Consider the following 16,769-nt stretch of genomic DNA (forward strand, 5'->3'; position numbering starts at 1 on the left):
AATTCTGGCAATGGTTCTTGCTATTGTATCGTCAACAGGAACTCCATCTTTCAGAAAACCATTCTTTTGAAACCAATCTAAATGACCTTCGGCATATTCCTGAATATCTTTCCAGCCATCAGCTCCCGCAATCACGGCGCAAAGGCTAGTAAATAGGATGTCGAATAGAGTATAAGTCACTTTTGAAGATTGACGCTTATCATCTAGCTTACCGAAAATTTGAAAAAATAATTCTAAGTTCATAATGTACTTCCGTAAAAGGAAGTATAAGATCACAAACTGAGATCTCGGTCAAATTTAAGTTGTCAACTGCTTAAAAAACGTTCGCGATCTTGCTCTGGGAGTATTCCCCTTTTCATCTCTAATATTTGGTTGTGCACCACTTTCAATTAACATAAAAACAAATGCACTGTTATTCGTTTCACAAGCATAATGCAAGACAGTTTTGCCAAACTCGTCAATTTCATTGAGATGAACTACCATTTGGACTAACTGATAAAAAATGGCTTCAGAACCTTCATTTAAAGGAACTCGGCCGCAAGCAACCGAGTTTTATTTGAACAGTCCAAGCTGATCTGCACTTTTCTCTTTTTTGTCTAGCTCTACCAATTGATCTTGAACATACTTTCTGATTACTTCTTCAGTTGCATTACCTATCGTTTCAACAAAATAGCTCTGAGTCCAAAGCTTTCCTCCCCAAAAATATCTTCGCTTAATTTCTGGGTAAAATTTGAAAAATTGTCTAGCTGAAATACTTTTTAATATTTGCATCACATCACTTGGAGACATCTTAGGAACACCTCTTACAACCATATGAATGTGATCAACTGATATTTCTAGTTCTACAATATATATTTCATAATCGTAGCCAATTTTGTAAATAATCGACTTGAGTGTCTCACGATAAGGTTCTGTAAACACTTTGCGACGATACTTTGGTACACATACAAAGTGATACATTAATCGGTAAACGTGATGTGAATTTCTTTGAAGCTCCATATACAGGATAATGTAGACTGGGAGCCGCCTAGTCTACATTATCCAGCACGGGGGCAAGCCCCCGAGATTTTCGCTCCGCTCGATGAACTACCCCGCCGCAAGCAGCGGGGTATCAATCTAGAACATATCTAACTGATGAACATTATGGAGCTTCTTATATTCATTCCCTTAATTCTTAACATAATTAGCAATCATTTGTTCATCTCCATGTTTACCAACTGTGCTAGCAAAATATCCATCTGTCCAAAGTTCACCACCCCACAACTGTTTCTTGACTGATGGACAACGGCTGAATACTTCTCTTGCCGTTAAACTTTTTATCATCGTTACGAGCTTTGTCACCGAATACGTCGGCACTGACTGAACTAGAAAGTGAACCTGGTCTTTGTCTGTTCCTATTTCTTCTAAAAATTTTATTTGGTAACGACTTTCTATATCAAGGCATATGTTCTTGATTTCCTTATCGACTGTATCGTCAAATACCGCTCTTCTGTATTTGGCTGGATAAACTAAGTGATATAGCAAAATAGTTACGTTATGGCTCTTGTGAATGTATTCGCTCATTACATCATATTACGCCGCAAGCGGCGGGGAATAAAACCCTCAGAGATTGAATTAGCTATGCTTCACGTTTCAGTTTAATAAGATGATAAACATTAACTAAACACCCAAAACCATTCATAGCGGCAACGGGCCATGCTGAGATAGCAATACCATAGAGAGTAAACAAAAAGCATCCCGCAAAATTAACCATTCTCAAGGGAATGATATTTTTCATCATCAGAGAAACTGCCACTAAAACAGACGCCATGTACCCCATAACTTCAACAGTATTTATCGAATCCATATCACCTCCTATAATGAGTAAATTGATATTAATCGCTCCAATTTTGGTACGATTAAAGCCCAAAAACACCCGCATTTTTTGAAACAATTAGAATGAATATAGTGAGACTATTTGGGTTGCGTCTCTGAAAAACATGATTTTTGTTTGTGCTTATTCACCCATTTGGCCAATTGAGGTGCTTGTGACTGCCAATTTAGATAAGGGTGTCGAAAGTCAATATAATCAAGCGCACAAATCAACACCAGTTGTTCAGCTGCTAAATCATTTACCCCATATAAATCGCTTTTTTGAGCCTCAATGTGCTTCACTGTCCGTATGATGGCATTTTCAAAAACGTTCGGTCCAAAATGGCGACCTAACGCCTTCTTCTTCACGCATTTGTTCTTGCCTTAATCCCACAGTACTGTCTACTAAACCTTTTACCATAGAGAAATTAGCCGCTCTTTGCCAATCAAGCTTTTCCCCAAAAAGCTTATTTTTGCCATGCTTTTCATCCAAATATCTGATGATCACTTCTCTATCGAAAAGTGCACAATTATCGTCAAAAATAAGACAAGGTATTTTGGCGAGCGGGTTCGCATTTATACCCATGATACCTGAAGATGCATGTTTCAGGACTTTCTGTGTTGCCAGTGCTAACAATAGCTCACTATTGCCGCACACTGTCGCCTTGATTAACAAGCTGTGCATTCTCGCTGAAATCGAGCATCTTCAGGTATCATGGGTATACAAGGTTGGCTTCGTTTTCAAAAGGGTTCGAAATGACTTCGTTTACATTTAGAATACTCAAGTATCGAATAGCAACTCTCACAATTCGAGCATAAGGTGACGCAAGTGAATATAACAGTGTGGCCATAAATCTTACCCTTACCAGTATTTTTCGACAGTAATATTACCCGGTGCTCTGCGTAAGTTTTTAATCAATCCCTTATCATATAAAGCTTGTTGCGCACCCGTAATCATTCCTGGGTTTCCACAAATCACGACTTGAGAGTCTTTTTCTGTAAGCTTAAAGCCAGCATGCTTTTCTAATCCACCGTTAATTATTGCATCCGGAATTCGCTCAGAAATAGTGCCATTGACACTCTCTCTAGTAACAGAAACAATTAACTGAAATTGGTCTGGGTACTTCTCTTTAAATGCTTCAATCTGTTCAAGATAAGCTAAATCAACCTCTTCTCTCACACCATAAACTAATACAACTTTCTCATAACGCTCCCAAGGTTCATCAGTTTCCATTATGGACAAGAATGGTCCTACCGCAGTACCGGTTGCCAAAAACCATAAATGCTTCGCAGTATGCTCTTTGGGCAGTTCTTCCAATACCATAAATCCGGCGGCTTTTTTAGAAACCTGAATTTCATCACCTTTATTTAATTGATGTAACGCAGGAGAAAGTTGGCCGTCATCAACCGTCACTGCTAACACTTCAACATAATCTTTGCCTGGAGGATTAACCACTGAATAAGCTCTTGCTACACGCTTATCATCACGAACCTCACTTAGCTTGATAAATTGTCCTGCAATGAATGGCTCAACATCGGCAGCAATTCTCAAGCTGAAAAGTTTATCGTTCCAATCGATTCGTTCAATTACTTTTCCAGTAGTCCACATATCTAATCCTCAGAAAATTAACCTAAATTATGCTGGTTAAATCAAAACTTTTATAGAACATAAAACAATCAATTATAACTATAGCTTTCTTCCTGATTTCACCCTAATGTAATTTGAGGTGAAATAAGCATCGTATCTCGTATGTCTTATAAGATATTAAGCGATGAAAAATCGCTCAAAACCATCAAAATGGTCTAGTCTTTAACTGAATACTCTGTGAGCAAGAGTGACAAGAAAAAGGAAGGAAAAATGGAACAACAAATAAGTTGGGTGACAGAAGGGCTACACCTCCTCGGTAGCTTATTTTTACTGGCTATCGGTTTAGGATTCCTCGCTATCATTTACATGTACTACAAAGATAAAAGTCAAACCAAACAGGCCATTCGTCATAATTACCCTGTCATAGGACGATTTAGATACTTATTTGAAAAACAGGGTGAATTTTTCAGGCAGTATTTTTTCTCGCAAGACCGTGAAGAAATGCCGTTTAATCGCGCCGAGCGAAGCTGGGTTTATCGAGCGGCTAAAAAAGCGGATCGCTCTATCGCTTTTGGCTCGACAAGGCTCTTAGAAACTGAAGGCTCAATCATGTTTATGAATACCGCCTTTCCAACATTAGATACTGATGCTGCACCACCTAAACCAATAACTGTTGGTGAGAATTGTCGTCACCCTTACACCACCTCAAAAATTTGTCATATTTCAGGTATGAGCTTTGGTGCCCTTTCACGACCTGCGGTTTTAGCTTTATCCAACGGCGCTTCAAAAGCGGGGTGCTGGATGAACACAGGAGAAGGCGGCTTGAGTCCTTATCACCTTGATGGCGACTGTGACATTGTTTTTCAAATAGGTACGGCAAAATATGGTGTGAGAAATAAAGAAGGTCACCTTGATGATGACAAATTGATGGAAGTCGCTTCTCATACTCAAGTAAAAATGTTTGAAATTAAGCTCAGTCAAGGCGCAAAGCCAGGTAAAGGTGGCATCCTCCCCGGTGTTAAAGTTACGAAAGAAATTGCCAATATTCGTGGTATTCATGTCGGTGAAGATTCCATAAGCCCCAACGGCCATATTGAGTTTAAAGATGTGGGTGACATTCTTGACATGATCCACCATGTACGTGAAGTAACAGGAAAACCCACTGGCGTAAAAGCGGTGATTGGTGATACCCAATGGCTAAACGACTTTTTCGATGAAATTGAAAAGCGTGGAGTACACAGTGCACCAGATTTCTTTACTGTTGATAGTGCTGACGGTGGCACAGGGGCTGCACCTCAATCGCTTATTGATTACGTCGGCTTACCTCTTAAGGAAGGATTACCAATTTTAGTTGATACTCTTAGAGAAAGAGGCTTAAAAGATCGTATCAGGGTAATTGCATCTGGAAAGTTAGTCACACCATCAAAAGTGGCTTGGGCACTTGCTATGGGAGCAGACTTTACAGCTTCGGCACGTGGTAATATGTTCGCTCTTGGTTGTATTCAGGCATTACAATGCAATAAAGATACATGCCCTACAGGAATTACAACTCATAACCCTAAATTGCAAGAAGGGTTAGACCCGATGGATAAAGCCGAGCGTGTATCAAACTACAATCATTATTTGCATTATGATCTCGAGCTGATTGCTCATTCTTGTGGTGTTAGCGATCCAAGAGAATTAGAAAGGCATCATGTAAGAATTGTTCAAGAGAATGGCTTATCCGTTACGCTTGATAAGTATTATTCGCATTTGAATAAATAGCGGAAATTGCAAGCAGCTTAGATGCTGCTTGCAATAGTGTCCTGAACATAGTCTAAAATTTAACTACTCTGCTCTGCCCCAGGGCGGGATCATACTCTAAAAAAGAAGTGAACTTTTTGAGATAATGATGATCAGATCATGAAAATTACATACAACATCATCCCATATCTTTATTTGACCATTTATCATTAGTTGAAGATCCTCGCTCTCACATTAATCAGCGCCATAACTTAGTGGATGTGCTATTTCTAGTATTTTCGGCTATTACGAGTGGTCAGGATGGCTGGGCTGAAATACAGCAGTTTGGCGAATTGAAGTTAGATTGGTTACGCCAGTTTCGTTCTTTTAAAAATGGGATCCCACGCAGGCATACCATCGCACGTATCGTACAAGCTATCAGTCCCGAAGCACTTCAGTTGTGCCTGATCAGTTGGATTAATGAAAAGCGTATAATCTCGGATAAACCACTTATTGCTATTGATGGTAAGGCGCATTAACAAAGTATGCTCCTGCCCTGAGGTACGGGGAGTTTCGAAAGGGAACGAGCAGTTAAACTCCCCTGCAAATAAACTTGGAATAGTTGGATAACATTCAACCTATAACGTTATCCAACTTCTGCATAGATGAAACATCAAACTCCAACCAATTATTAATGGCGAAAATCGTTAATTAATAGTCATAAAAACAAAACATTAGCTTTTAGAATTCAGTTGTGTGAGCATAAAACCCATTAAATAGGAGCACAAAAAAGGGTTTCTATATTCTGGCTCAACTTTTGCGTATTGGTTTTTCGATAAATTAATTCACAATGATCAAAGGGAATAATATGGATTTTAGTGAAATCAGTAACATTGTCATCGTTGCCATCATCTTTTTCGCTATTTTTGGTGCAGATTTTTTTAAGTACCGTTTACGCATGAAACAGCTTGAAGCCAAAATCGATAGCAGTGACAAAATAAAACTCATTGACGAGGTTGAGAGTGTTAAACATCGTTTGGTTGTGCTTGAAAAGATCATTACAGATAAAGGTTATGAGGTAAGCGAAGAAATTAATAATTTAAAAAGCTAAATCCCTATCAAGCCGAATAGGGCTGCCAAGTGGCAGCCCTATTTGTTCAGTCTCTAAAGTTATTAAACTGAAATGGCTGGCCTAAATCAGACTCTTTGGCTAAACGCATCACAGCTTGCAAGTCGTCACGTTTTTTGCCCGTCACACGCAAACTGTCTCCTTGAATTGCAGCTTGAACTTTTAGCTTGCTCGCTTTAATCAGTTTTACCAGTTTCTTTGCAATGTCAGTTTCAATGCCTTCCTTGAAGCGAACTTTTAACGAGAACGTTTTCCCACTGTGTATCGCTTTATCGTCCACATCCATTGCTGCAGGGTCGACATTGCGCTTACTTAACTGCATACGAAAAATATCGATCAATTGTTGACATTGAAAGTCATCCTCCGCAGATACCGTTACCACAAAATCATTCAACTCAATACTGGCGTCTTTACCACGGAAGTCGAAACGACTTGAAAGTTCGCGGCTTGAATTATCGACTGCATTTTTTAATTCAACTTTATCAATTTCGGACACGATATCCATAGATGGCATATGAAGTTACCTCAAATAAGTATGCTGAAATAATTCTAGTCTTCCTTGGTATTTAATAAAAGCCATATTATGATGTTTAACCTTGTTAAATATTGGGCGATTGTGTGATTAAACAGTCTCATCTTTTTAAATTTCTGCTTGTGGTCACTGTATTGATCATTAGCTATTTAGTATTTTCTCGTCCTGGTTATAATCAGTCGTTCCCGCACATTGATAAGATTGGCCACATGGGTAGCTTTTTCTTATTATCAGCCTTAACCCATTTAGCATTCAAACCTAAATGGTGGCGTTTGATGTCGGGGCTTATCGCATATGCAGGTCTTATTGAAGTGGTGCAATCTTATTTACCCTATCGCAGTGCATCATGGGCAGATTTTGGTGCTGACATATTAGGGATTGTTTGCTTTTATCTATTATTATTAGGTTATCGTAAACAGCGCTCATCTTAATTTTTTGAGTGAAAGTTATTTAAGTAATTTTATGAATATGAATCTATTTGAAACCAAAATTGGCATTTTAGGCGCAGGAGCAATTGGGCAACTTATTGGTTTCCAATTGCATCAAGCGGGTGCTCACCTGAATTTTATTCATAAATATGATTACTCATGTGATGAAGTCGTTAACTTCACTGACCTCGATAGAAATGAGCATCAATATCAAATCAGAGCATTAACAGCCAGTGATCCGTTGGTCAAACGACTTAAACTCATTATTGTCTGTGTTAAGGCCTATCACGTTGTGGATGCTATCAAAGGCATTGAGCCATTTATCGCAAAAGACTGTCATATTGTTTTACTCCATAACGGTTTAGGGCCTCATTTAGAGATCAGCCAATATTTAAAAGCGAACCAAGGGTTATCGCTTGGTACCACGTCTCAAGGCGCAACCCGAGACTTTAAATGGTCAGTAACTCGAACAGGAAAAGGGTTAACTCAGCTTGGGCATTGCATTGGTCAACCATTGAATGCTGACTTAAAGCAATTGCTGCTGGCAGCCATTCCTAATAGTGAATGGACCGATGAGATCTTACCGTCTTTATGGTACAAGCTAGCTGTTAATTCAGTTATTAATCCACTCACTGCAATTAATTCTTGCAAGAATGGTTCTTTAGCACATCAAGACTACAGCAACACCATTCAAGATATTATTTCTGAGCTCATGCTTGTCGCTGAGCATGAAAAGTTGCCCATTGAGCGCACACTCGTCCATGACAGAGTGCATGAGGTTATTAAGTTAACTCAAAACAACTACTCATCAATGCATCAAGACATCGCCCATCAGCGCCAAACTGAAATCGACTACATCAATGGCTACCTTGTGAAATTAGCCCATAAACACCAAATACACATTCCAACCAACAAAAAGTTATTAGATTCAATTCGATTGCTTAGCCAGCAAAGACAATAAATATCAGACGATATAAAAGGTACAGCCGACGATATGTAACCAGAGTTGTAACACGTAAGGGTACTGACGCTGTACCTAAGAAAATCTAAATTAATTTATAGTCAGCCACTTAAAATGGCATTGGTTAAAAAGACGTTATCAAGTAGAATAGCGTCCCTGTGTGAGTAATTCTTAATTTTCAGTTCGAACGAGTTTAGATGAGCCTAGTTGCAATTGGTGTAAACCATAAAACTGCTTCTGTTGATTTGCGTGAAAAAGTCGCCTTTTCTCCAGACGTGATACATGAAGCCATGAAAAGTTTGGCTCAACGCACCCCAACGGGTGAAGCAGTGATTTTATCGACTTGTAACCGCACTGAACTGTATTGCAATAGAATTCAAGCCGATGCTGTATTAGCTTGGCTTGAAAGCTTCCATGGTATTGACGCTGAAATACTTCGCCAGCACACATACACTCTCCAAGATGTCGATGCCATCAATCACTTAATGCGTGTCTCTGCTGGTTTAGATTCTCTCGTGTTAGGTGAACCTCAGATTCTAGGCCAAGTAAAGCAATCGTTTACTAAAGCCAAAGAAGCTGGAACCGTAGGTGCAACGCTTGACCGCCTATTTCAAAACACCTTTTCAGTAGCAAAACGTATCCGAACTGAGACCGAAATCGGCAGTGCCGCAGTCTCGGTAGCTTTTGCCGCAGTTAGCATGGCAAAACACATCTTTGCCGATATGCACAAAACCAATGTTTTGTTGATTGGTGCCGGTGAAACCATTGAACTTGTTGCCCGTCATTTAAAAGACAGCGGTGTTGAAGAGATGGTGGTAGCTAACCGTACACTTGAGCGTGCCAAAGGAATGTGTGAAGAATTTAATGCGAAAGCAGTGACGCTTGAAAGCATTCCTGATCATTTGCCACACGCTGATATTGTGATTTCATCGACCGCAAGTCCACTGCCGATTTTAGGTAAAGGCTTAGTCGAACGAGCATTAAAACAACGTCGTCATCAACCTATGTTATTGGTCGATATTGCCGTACCTCGTGATATCGAATCAGAAGTGGGTGAACTTGATGATGCGTTTTTGTATACCGTGGATGATTTACACAGCATCATCGAACAAAATATTGAATCTCGAAAACAAGCAGCTGAAGAAGCTGAAATAATTGCTAATCAAGAAGCGGTTCAATTTATAGAGTGGCTGCGTTCTCTTGATAATGTTGATAGTATTCGAGCATACCGAACTCAAAGCTTAGCGGTAAAAGATGAACTTGTTGAAAAAGCCTTAAATAAGATTGCTCAAGGCGGCGATAACGAACAAGTTCTTCTAGAATTAGCCAATAAGCTGACCAACCGACTTATCCATGCACCGACACAAGCGCTGACTAAAGCCAGTCGTCAAGGTGACATGAGTACACTAGAAACATTAAAGTCCGTACTCGGGCTTGATAAACACTAAGGTCGTATCCCAAATGAAGGAATCCGTTATTCGCAAGCTTGAAGGCTTGTTAGAACGTAATGATGAAGTTACCGCTCTATTGGGCGATGCCAGTGTGATCTCTGATCAAGATAAATTCCGTGCCCTTTCAAAAGAATTCGCACAGCTTGAAGATGTGGTAAAAAGCTTTAAAGCTTTCCAGCAAGCGCAACAAGATCTAGAAACCGCAGAAGAAATGCTGGCTGAAAACGATCCAGAACTTAAAGAAATGGCACAAGAAGAGATCAAAGAAGCTAAATCAGTTTTGGAAGCTTTAGAGGGTGAGTTACAGATCTTATTGCTACCTAAAGATCCTAATGATGATCACAATGCATTCCTTGAAATTCGTGCTGGTGCAGGTGGCGATGAAGCGGCGATTTTTGCTGGTGATTTATTCCGTATGTACAGTCGTTTTTGTGAAGCAAATAAATGGCCGATGGAAATCATGAATGCCAATGAGGGCGATCACGGCGGTTATAAAGAGATGATCGTGAAAGTCTCTGGTGATGGCGCGTACGGTACTCTCAAGTTCGAATCTGGTGGTCACCGCGTGCAGCGTGTGCCTGAAACAGAATCACAGGGCCGTGTTCATACTTCGGCTTGTACGGTAGTTGTGATGCCTGAAATCCCAGAAGCTGAAGCGATTGAAGTGAATCCAGCAGATCTGAAAGTGGATACCTTCCGTGCATCAGGTGCAGGTGGACAGCACGTCAACAAAACCGATTCAGCCATTCGTATTACTCACATCCCATCAGGTATCGTGGTCGAATGTCAGGATCAACGTTCACAACATAAAAACCGGGCTCAAGCCATGAGTGTTCTTGCTGCTCGCCTGCAAGCGGTGGAAGATGAAAAGCGTCGAAGTGAAGAAGAGTCAACACGTCGTAACTTAGTTGCAAGTGGTGATCGCTCTGAGCGTATTCGTACCTATAACTTCCCGCAAGGCCGTGTAAGTGATCACCGTATCAACCTGACACTTTATAAGCTAGGTGATGTCATGGAAGGTGATTTAAACGCCATCTTAGAGCCTATCATGCAAGAGCATCAAGCGGATCAGCTTGCCGCACTCGCTGAGTAAAGCGGCTTAAGCCATTCCTAGGCTCTGGGTATGGCTTAGAATCACTTCCCCAAAAAGGACAAGACAATGTCTTCACAATCAACCATTTCTGCATCAATACAATGGGCTTACCAAGAATTAATGAAGACTTCTGATTCTGCTCAACTTGATGCGGAAGTATGTTTACAGCATTGTCTAAATAAAAATCGCACCTACCTGTATACCTGGCCAGATAAAGCACTCAATCAAGAACAATGGCAGCAATTTAGCCTGATGATATCCAAACGTAAAACGGGCATGCCCGTGGCACACATTATCGGCGAACGTGAGTTCTGGTCTTTGCCGTTTCTGGTTAATGACACGACATTAATCCCAAGGCCTGACACTGAAATTTTGGTCGAAACTGCATTAAATTTAACACTACCTGAAGAGGCTAGAGTTCTCGACTTAGGTACGGGTACGGGTGCAATTGCTCTCGCTTTGGCTTCTGAGAGACCAAAATGGCAAATCACTGCTATTGATAAAATTGAAGATGCGGTAAAACTGGCTCAGCTCAATCGACAGAACCTATCGCTACCTCACGTTGAAATTCTACAAAGTGATTGGTTTTCAGCCGTTGCTGAGCAACAGTTTGACTTAATTGTATCTAACCCACCTTATATCGATGAAGATGATCACCACTTGGGTGAAGGTGATGTTCGCTTTGAACCTCAAAGTGCACTTACTGCGGCTGAACATGGTTTCGCTGATCTCTATTTCATCGCTGAGCATGCTAAAAACCACCTAAATAGCAATGGCTATTTATTGATGGAACACGGCTACCAACAAGGGATTGAACTAAGAGAAAAGCTTGAAGAACTTGGTTATAACAATGTAGGTACAGTGAGAGATTTTGGCAGTAATGAGCGGTGTACTTTGGGAAAGATTTAACTGTTTAAAAATCATTCTGACAAGAAAGAAAAACGGTGCCCCCCTTTTAGCTACGCCAGCTAATAAGGTCATATAATGGAAGTGATAAAGAGTTATTGGCGGGATCAGTCAAAAAGTCTAATACCTTCTCTTTATAATCAACTTTTATGTTTTTCCACACCCATTTTCTGATGAAATTTATATTAGTGTCGTTCACAATCGTAACCTCTGGAATTTTATTTCGATACTTTTCATATGTCTCTAACAAAGCATGGCGACTTCTTATTTTTACAGTTGATTCAATCATCGTTAACAGCATTGCATAGTTGTCACCTGCTTCAAGCCCGTCGATATTACCCTTCTCTCTTTTTGAATAGAGACCAGCCGTCATCATTCTGGAAGTATATTTAGGAACACTACTATGGTCATAGTTATCAAGTTTCGGAATTGCAGCCTCATCGGTATCAATAAAAAATATATTTTTATCTCCACTAATCGCTAAATTTTCAGACTTAATATCTCTTAAAAAAATCTTATTACGATGCATTTCTTTTAAATCTGCTGCTGCATTCTTGAAAGCATTAATTGGGACTTTTCCTTCCTCTTCACCATGTAAATATGTGAATAGCTCTTTGCCACCTGACCGAGCAATGATGGTTGTATCATCTAACACTCTACAAGGGCAACATGATGTATATGGCTGTAAGACCAACGAAATTTGGTCAAGCTTATGTTTGCGCTCTTCAAAAGTTACACCTTTTTTAGCCTTTAATTTGACAAAAAAATCATCCTTGGCCACGAGTTTTTTTTCTAATCCCTCAACTTGTTCATCGGTAGGTACTTTTCTCCTCGGACACCAAAAAGGAGGTAACTTATCATTTGGATCAAAAAAAATTTTAAGCTTACGGCAGAATCCAGCCTTTATTTGTGAATCAACCGTATAGTGCCGACCTGATTTAGTCAGATTTTGCTCTATCGATGTTTGTTGTTTACTTTCTAAATCGGGAATAGCTACCGCAACAGCACTTTCGACATCTTTAGCTTCAGCCATACGCTCTTTAATACTGCTTTTAGGTTGTTTAACCTTTAAGGTTTCTTCCTTTTTCCTTAACTGATGTTGCCTTTCGTTTTCTAGACAAGTAATAACTTCTATTTTTTTGTATGGGACAGAAAACAGGTTTTTTAATTCTACTTGTGACTTTTCGCCTAAAGCTCTATGTATCTGTTGACGAGTTTGATTGCCTCCAATCCAAGCCACAAATGTTCTAAGCCAATCACAGCGTGATTTAGAATTATAGTTGCGTTTAACATTACATGTCCAATCTGGGGTTATTGTAATTAAATACTTTTTTTCATCATCAAGACAAAACTCATAGGTATTTGCATCTTCACTAACATCAATTGCGTGCAGTGCTTCGACGCAAAAAAGCCGAGCTTTAACTTTTTCATACGAACAACTCATTCAAGCCTCCCCGAGGTTGGGGGAAAAACTGATTTTATACTAAACTGTGAGAGAGAATTAGTTAAGCCTGACTTAATCTTTCTTCACCTATGTTTCATTTTTTTTAGAGCCATGCTAGGTAATTCATCGATTGATAACTTCATATTCAAAATTAATTTACAAAAGAACTTTAGATTCAGTCTGTATTACCAAAAGCTTTACGAATCAGTTAAACTAACGCTTTCGTTAACCACCTAAAACTTAAAAAACTATGACAAGCTTATATCCTGCGGTAAAACACTTACACCTAATGTTGATTGCATTGAGTGTTATTTTCTTCACCGTACGTTTTGTATTGCACTTACGTGGCAGTACTATTTTGGAAAAAAAGTTTCTAAAAATTGCACCACATGTAATTGATACATTTTTGCTGCTTTCAGGCGTTGCTCTGTGCTTCATTATTAATCAATACCCATTTGAGAATCCTTGGTTGACAGAAAAAATTGGTGCCGTTGCCGCTTATATTGTTTTAGGTATTATTGCGATGAAAATAGATCGCGGAGCCATTTTTAAGATTTTTGCCTACATAGGTGCAATTAGCTGGCTCGTTTATGCCGCTAGAATGGCCGTGTTTAAACAACCCATAATGATAGTTTCATGATTAAATATGCGTTACCTGATTCAGTGAAGTTGCCTGAATCTATATTAGAGCTGAGCGAACACCTCGGCTTTTCTCGTTTAGAAGACGCCAAATGGGCCTGGTTTGAATTAGCAGGTTCAGTGTTAAGTCACTATCTCGTAAATCAACAAAAGCGCTTCAATGTTTTACTAAATTGGTTTTACCGAGACTTAGGCTTTCGACAGCGAGAAGATTACTTTAGCTCAGACGCCGCTGACTTAGGCACGTGCTTAATCAGTCGTCAGGGAAACAGCACTACGTTAGCGACAGTACTTAAGCTGCTTGCTAAACAACTTGATTTAGAGCTCGAACTCATCTTTTTACCTGGACATACTGTCTTGCGCAGCAATATTGATGGAAGCAGCAAGTTCATTGACCCACTCAATGGTAAAGAGCTGAACCGTAAAATGCTGCATGCTTTTGTTCGTGGCGAACTCGGTAATCATGCACCACTAAAAAGCAGTTACTTCAAAGCAGCCTCTAACAAGCGCTTAATGTCTCGTATGATGCATGAGCAGAAAGCCGGTTGCATCGTATCGAATCAATTTGAACAAGCATTAGAGTGCTGTAACTTGTTACTTGAATGGCACAGCGATGATGCTCATTTAAACCGTGAACGTGCTTTTGTTGCTGAGCAATTGGGCTGTATCAAGATGGCTAAAGAAGATTTAGAGCACTTTGTCGAACAAAGCCCTCACGATCCAGTGACCGAACTTGTAAAAATTCAATTGCAAGAACTCAACGACACAACGGAAACTTATCACTAAATCGCACTCAGACTATATTGAGTGACAATAATAATAACTGCAAATTGCGCAAGGGAGACAAGTGACATGGCACATGATGTCTTGATTACTAACGATGCAACCGTTCTTGGTTTGCTCGCGGTCATATTAGGCTTTGTATTTTATACCAACAGCTCAAGCCACCCATTTTGGAAATCATTCTACAAGTACATACCAGCATTACTACTTTGTTATTTTTTACCATCACTATTGAACACTCTTGGTATTGTTGATGGTCATGAATCAAAGATTTACTTTGTTGCGTCACGCTACTTATTACCAGCCTGCCTAGTCCTGCTCATACTGAGTGTCGACCTAAAAGCGATTTTAAACCTTGGCCCTAAAGCATTAATCATGTTTTTAGTTGGTACTGCGGGTATCGTGATTGGTGCTCCGGTCTCGTTATTGGTCGTATCAGCCATCGAACCAAGTTTATTGGGCGGACATGGCCCTGATGCAGTGTGGCGCGGCATGACAACGCTAGCTGGCAGCTGGATTGGCGGTGGAGCCAACCAAGCTTCAATGAAGGAAATCTATGAAGTTGGCGGCAACATCTTCTCCGCAATGATCACCGTAGATGTTATTGTTGCGAACATATGGATGGCGGTATTATTGTTTATGGCATCTAAACATAAACAAATCGACCAAAAGACTGGTGCCGATACCACTGCAATTGAGACTCTAAGACAGAAAGTAGAGAAATACCAAAAGGAAAACTCTCGCCAACCTACCCTACGCGATTACATGCTCATTATCGCAATTGGTTTTGGTATCACTGGCTTAGCGCATTACATTGCCGACTTCTTAGGCCCATTCTTTGCTGAACACTACCCTGAAACCAAGCACTTTAGTTTAACCTCCAGCTTCTTCTGGTTGATTGTAACCGTTACAACAATTGGTATCGTGCTGTCATTCACACGGGTTAGAGAAGTTGAGGCCGCTGGCGCATCTAAAGTTGCATCTGCATTTTTATACATTCTTGTGGCTTCTATCGGCCTACATATGGATGTCTTGAAGATTCTAGAAACACCTATTTATTTCTTATTGGGTATTAGCTGGATGATTGTTCACGCTGCATTTATGTTAATTATCGCCAAGCTAATTAGAGCTCCACTCTTTTACATGGCCGTGGGGAGTCAAGCCAATGTCGGCGGTGCAGCATCAGCACCGGTAGTTGCTGCAGCCTTCCACCCGTCATTAGCACCTGTTGGAGTTTTACTTGCAGTATTTGGTTATGCCGTGGGCACTTACGCCGCTTGGTTCTGTGGTCAGCTACTGCAAACGTTAACAAATTAATTATCACTTAGGCGTCATTTGGCGCCATGTTAGAGGCACTCATAATGAGCCAAAAGAACATAAAGCTTGGTAATATCGATATTGCCAATGATAAACCGTTCGTCCTTTTTGGTGGAATGAACGTACTTGAGTCACGCGATCTTGCGATGCAAATTGCTGAGACCTACTCTGAGGTTACTCAAAAGCTAAACATTCCTTATGTGTTTAAGGCGTCATTCGACAAAGCAAACCGTTCATCGGTTAATTCTTACCGTGGCCCTGGCATGGAAGAAGGTTTAAAGATATTTGAAGAAATCAAAAATACTTTCAACCTTCCAATCATCACTGATGTCCATGAAGTTCATCAAGCAGCTCCTGTTGCAGAGATTGTTGATATCATTCAATTGCCGGCTTTTTTAGCCCGTCAAACAGATTTAGTGGTTGCGATGGCTAAAACAGGTGCAATCATTAACGTTAAAAAGCCACAGTTTTTAGCGCCGCATGAGATGCGCCACATAGTGAAAAAATTTAACGAAGCAGGCAATGATGAAATCATGCTTTGCGAACGTGGCAGCAGCTTTGGTTACAACAACCTTGTCGTCGATATGCTTGGCATGGATGAAATGAAGCAAACAGGTTACCCAGTCATTTTTGATGCAACACATGCGCTTCAACGTCCAGGAGGCCGAGCTGATTCTGCAGGTGGTCGTCGTGCACAAGCGACTGAGTTAGCCCGCAGCGGAATGGCACTTGGCTTGGCAGGGTTATTCATTGAAGCGCACCCAGATCCAGACAATGCAAAATGTGATGGCCCTTGTGCTTTACCTCTCTCAAAGCTTGAAGGCTACTTATCTCAAATGAAATCTTTAGATGATTTAGTGAAATCTTTCCCTAAGTTGGATACGAGCATCTAAAACGCTTTATTAAGCCAATCGTTAAAAAATTA

At 40.2% G+C, this 16,769-nt stretch carries 20 protein-coding genes and 1 pseudogene; 12 read left to right on the forward strand and 9 right to left on the reverse strand.

The window, feature by feature from the left end; translation table 11 throughout:
• The 7 genes from JQC92_RS12450 to JQC92_RS12480 form a co-directional block, all read right to left on the reverse strand.
• A partial coding sequence (locus tag JQC92_RS12450) for a transposase family protein (RefSeq protein ID WP_204999965.1) occupies window positions 1-243 on the reverse strand: 243 nt, incomplete at its 3' end.
• Window positions 244-297: 54 nt separating this feature from the next.
• Window positions 298-504, reverse strand: a complete 207-nt coding sequence (locus JQC92_RS23200) for an ankyrin repeat domain-containing protein (RefSeq protein WP_420851317.1) — start codon at window positions 502-504, stop codon at window positions 298-300.
• Between the two features lie 48 nt (window positions 505-552).
• On the reverse strand, window positions 553-999 hold the full coding sequence (gene tnpA, locus JQC92_RS12460; protein WP_204999967.1) for an IS200/IS605 family transposase: 447 nt from the start codon (window positions 997-999) through the stop codon (window positions 553-555).
• Window positions 1,000-1,167: 168 nt separating this feature from the next.
• Window positions 1,168-1,563, reverse strand: coding sequence for an IS200/IS605 family transposase (gene tnpA, locus JQC92_RS12465; RefSeq protein ID WP_204999968.1), 396 nt, complete (start codon window positions 1,561-1,563; stop codon window positions 1,168-1,170).
• Between the two features lie 55 nt (window positions 1,564-1,618).
• Window positions 1,619-1,846 carry a uroporphyrinogen decarboxylase gene (locus JQC92_RS12470; RefSeq protein ID WP_239480544.1) on the reverse strand — a complete coding sequence of 76 codons (228 nt, stop codon included), beginning with the start codon at window positions 1,844-1,846 and terminating at the stop codon, window positions 1,619-1,621.
• A 327-nt stretch (window positions 1,847-2,173) separates the two neighbouring features.
• The gene (locus JQC92_RS12475; RefSeq protein ID WP_204999970.1) at window positions 2,174-2,536 is read right to left on the reverse strand and encodes a thioredoxin domain-containing protein; all 363 of its coding nucleotides are present in this window, start codon (window positions 2,534-2,536) and stop codon (window positions 2,174-2,176) included.
• 177 nt (window positions 2,537-2,713) lie between these two features.
• Window positions 2,714-3,460: a ferredoxin--NADP reductase gene (locus tag JQC92_RS12480; protein WP_204999971.1), complete on the reverse strand. Its 747-nt coding sequence runs from the start codon at window positions 3,458-3,460 to the stop codon at window positions 2,714-2,716.
• Between the two features lie 249 nt (window positions 3,461-3,709).
• Between JQC92_RS12480 and JQC92_RS12485 the strand changes: the two genes are divergently transcribed.
• The 3 genes and pseudogenes from JQC92_RS12485 (at window position 3,710) to JQC92_RS12495 (ending at window position 6,272) form a co-directional block, all read left to right on the forward strand.
• A complete protein-coding gene (locus JQC92_RS12485; protein WP_204999972.1) occupies window positions 3,710-5,203 on the forward strand; it encodes an FMN-binding glutamate synthase family protein in 1,494 nt (497 codons plus the stop codon).
• Between the two features lie 164 nt (window positions 5,204-5,367).
• Window positions 5,368-5,691: pseudogene (locus JQC92_RS12490) on the forward strand (ISAs1 family transposase); the annotation flags it as partial.
• 338 nt (window positions 5,692-6,029) lie between these two features.
• Complete coding sequence (locus tag JQC92_RS12495; protein WP_204999973.1) at window positions 6,030-6,272, forward strand: hypothetical protein; 243 nt, start codon at window positions 6,030-6,032, stop codon at window positions 6,270-6,272.
• 46 nt (window positions 6,273-6,318) lie between these two features.
• On the opposite strand, the gene JQC92_RS12500 is transcribed toward JQC92_RS12495, so the two are convergent.
• A complete protein-coding gene (locus JQC92_RS12500) occupies window positions 6,319-6,804 on the reverse strand; it encodes a YajQ family cyclic di-GMP-binding protein (RefSeq protein WP_204999974.1) in 486 nt (161 codons plus the stop codon).
• 104 nt (window positions 6,805-6,908) lie between these two features.
• Between JQC92_RS12500 and JQC92_RS12505 the strand changes: the two genes are divergently transcribed.
• The 5 genes from JQC92_RS12505 (at window position 6,909) to prmC (ending at window position 11,664) form a co-directional block, all read left to right on the forward strand.
• The gene (locus JQC92_RS12505; protein ID WP_129948412.1) at window positions 6,909-7,253 is read left to right on the forward strand and encodes a VanZ family protein; all 345 of its coding nucleotides are present in this window, start codon (window positions 6,909-6,911) and stop codon (window positions 7,251-7,253) included.
• A gap of 31 nt (window positions 7,254-7,284) precedes the next feature.
• The gene (locus tag JQC92_RS12510) at window positions 7,285-8,211 is read left to right on the forward strand and encodes a ketopantoate reductase family protein (RefSeq protein WP_204999975.1); all 927 of its coding nucleotides are present in this window, start codon (window positions 7,285-7,287) and stop codon (window positions 8,209-8,211) included.
• A 197-nt stretch (window positions 8,212-8,408) separates the two neighbouring features.
• Window positions 8,409-9,659 (forward strand): glutamyl-tRNA reductase, encoded by a 1,251-nt coding sequence (hemA, locus tag JQC92_RS12515; protein ID WP_204999976.1) that lies wholly within the window; start codon window positions 8,409-8,411, stop codon window positions 9,657-9,659.
• A gap of 13 nt (window positions 9,660-9,672) precedes the next feature.
• The gene (gene prfA / locus JQC92_RS12520) at window positions 9,673-10,755 is read left to right on the forward strand and encodes a peptide chain release factor 1 (RefSeq protein WP_129948415.1); all 1,083 of its coding nucleotides are present in this window, start codon (window positions 9,673-9,675) and stop codon (window positions 10,753-10,755) included.
• 66 nt (window positions 10,756-10,821) lie between these two features.
• A complete protein-coding gene (gene prmC / locus JQC92_RS12525; protein WP_204999977.1) occupies window positions 10,822-11,664 on the forward strand; it encodes a peptide chain release factor N(5)-glutamine methyltransferase in 843 nt (280 codons plus the stop codon).
• A 46-nt stretch (window positions 11,665-11,710) separates the two neighbouring features.
• On the opposite strand, the gene JQC92_RS12530 is transcribed toward prmC, so the two are convergent.
• Window positions 11,711-13,105, reverse strand: coding sequence for a protein kinase family protein (locus JQC92_RS12530; protein ID WP_204999978.1), 1,395 nt, complete (start codon window positions 13,103-13,105; stop codon window positions 11,711-11,713).
• Between the two features lie 250 nt (window positions 13,106-13,355).
• Between JQC92_RS12530 and JQC92_RS12535 the strand changes: the two genes are divergently transcribed.
• The 4 genes from JQC92_RS12535 to kdsA all read left to right on the forward strand — a co-directional run bounded on the left by JQC92_RS12535 (window position 13,356) and on the right by kdsA (window position 16,737).
• Window positions 13,356-13,745 carry a SirB2 family protein gene (locus tag JQC92_RS12535; protein WP_204999979.1) on the forward strand — a complete coding sequence of 130 codons (390 nt, stop codon included), beginning with the start codon at window positions 13,356-13,358 and terminating at the stop codon, window positions 13,743-13,745.
• On the forward strand, window positions 13,742-14,530 hold the full coding sequence (locus JQC92_RS12540) for a transglutaminase family protein (protein ID WP_204999980.1): 789 nt from the start codon (window positions 13,742-13,744) through the stop codon (window positions 14,528-14,530). The genes JQC92_RS12535 and JQC92_RS12540 overlap by 4 nt, the downstream gene beginning before the upstream one ends.
• A gap of 66 nt (window positions 14,531-14,596) precedes the next feature.
• Complete coding sequence (locus JQC92_RS12545) at window positions 14,597-15,844, forward strand: DUF819 family protein (RefSeq protein WP_204999981.1); 1,248 nt, start codon at window positions 14,597-14,599, stop codon at window positions 15,842-15,844.
• Between the two features lie 44 nt (window positions 15,845-15,888).
• Window positions 15,889-16,737: a 3-deoxy-8-phosphooctulonate synthase gene (kdsA, locus tag JQC92_RS12550; protein WP_204999982.1), complete on the forward strand. Its 849-nt coding sequence runs from the start codon at window positions 15,889-15,891 to the stop codon at window positions 16,735-16,737.
• The last annotated feature ends 32 nt before the right edge of the window (window positions 16,738-16,769 follow it).

The organism is Parashewanella hymeniacidonis, from assembly GCF_016900895.1.
Classification (GTDB): Bacteria; Pseudomonadota; Gammaproteobacteria; order Enterobacterales; family Shewanellaceae; genus Parashewanella; species Parashewanella hymeniacidonis.

Bases quoted from the DNA above. Each gene is read 5' to 3' on its own strand.
- JQC92_RS12540 (WP_204999980.1), top strand. From the start codon at position 13,742: ATGATTAAATATGCGTTACCTGATTCAGTGAAGTTGCCTGAATCTATA.
- JQC92_RS12485 (WP_204999972.1), top strand. From the start codon at position 3,710: ATGGAACAACAAATAAGTTGGGTGACAGAAGGGCTACACCTCCTCGGT.
- prmC (WP_204999977.1), top strand. From the start codon at position 10,822: ATGTCTTCACAATCAACCATTTCTGCATCAATACAATGGGCTTACCAA.
- prfA (WP_129948415.1), top strand. From the start codon at position 9,673: ATGAAGGAATCCGTTATTCGCAAGCTTGAAGGCTTGTTAGAACGTAAT.
- JQC92_RS12495 (WP_204999973.1), top strand. From the start codon at position 6,030: ATGGATTTTAGTGAAATCAGTAACATTGTCATCGTTGCCATCATCTTT.
- hemA (WP_204999976.1), top strand. From the start codon at position 8,409: ATGAGCCTAGTTGCAATTGGTGTAAACCATAAAACTGCTTCTGTTGAT.
- JQC92_RS12545 (WP_204999981.1), top strand. From the start codon at position 14,597: ATGGCACATGATGTCTTGATTACTAACGATGCAACCGTTCTTGGTTTG.
- JQC92_RS12470 (WP_239480544.1), bottom strand. From the start codon at position 1,846: ATGGATTCGATAAATACTGTTGAAGTTATGGGGTACATGGCGTCTGTT.
- JQC92_RS12510 (WP_204999975.1), top strand. From the start codon at position 7,285: ATGAATATGAATCTATTTGAAACCAAAATTGGCATTTTAGGCGCAGGA.
- JQC92_RS12480 (WP_204999971.1), bottom strand. From the start codon at position 3,460: ATGTGGACTACTGGAAAAGTAATTGAACGAATCGATTGGAACGATAAA.
- JQC92_RS12535 (WP_204999979.1), top strand. From the start codon at position 13,356: ATGACAAGCTTATATCCTGCGGTAAAACACTTACACCTAATGTTGATT.
- tnpA (WP_204999968.1), bottom strand. From the start codon at position 1,563: ATGAGCGAATACATTCACAAGAGCCATAACGTAACTATTTTGCTATAT.
- JQC92_RS12475 (WP_204999970.1), bottom strand. From the start codon at position 2,536: ATGCACAGCTTGTTAATCAAGGCGACAGTGTGCGGCAATAGTGAGCTA.
- JQC92_RS12530 (WP_204999978.1), bottom strand. From the start codon at position 13,105: ATGAGTTGTTCGTATGAAAAAGTTAAAGCTCGGCTTTTTTGCGTCGAA.
- kdsA (WP_204999982.1), top strand. From the start codon at position 15,889: ATGAGCCAAAAGAACATAAAGCTTGGTAATATCGATATTGCCAATGAT.
- tnpA (WP_204999967.1), bottom strand. From the start codon at position 999: ATGGAGCTTCAAAGAAATTCACATCACGTTTACCGATTAATGTATCAC.
- JQC92_RS12500 (WP_204999974.1), bottom strand. From the start codon at position 6,804: ATGCCATCTATGGATATCGTGTCCGAAATTGATAAAGTTGAATTAAAA.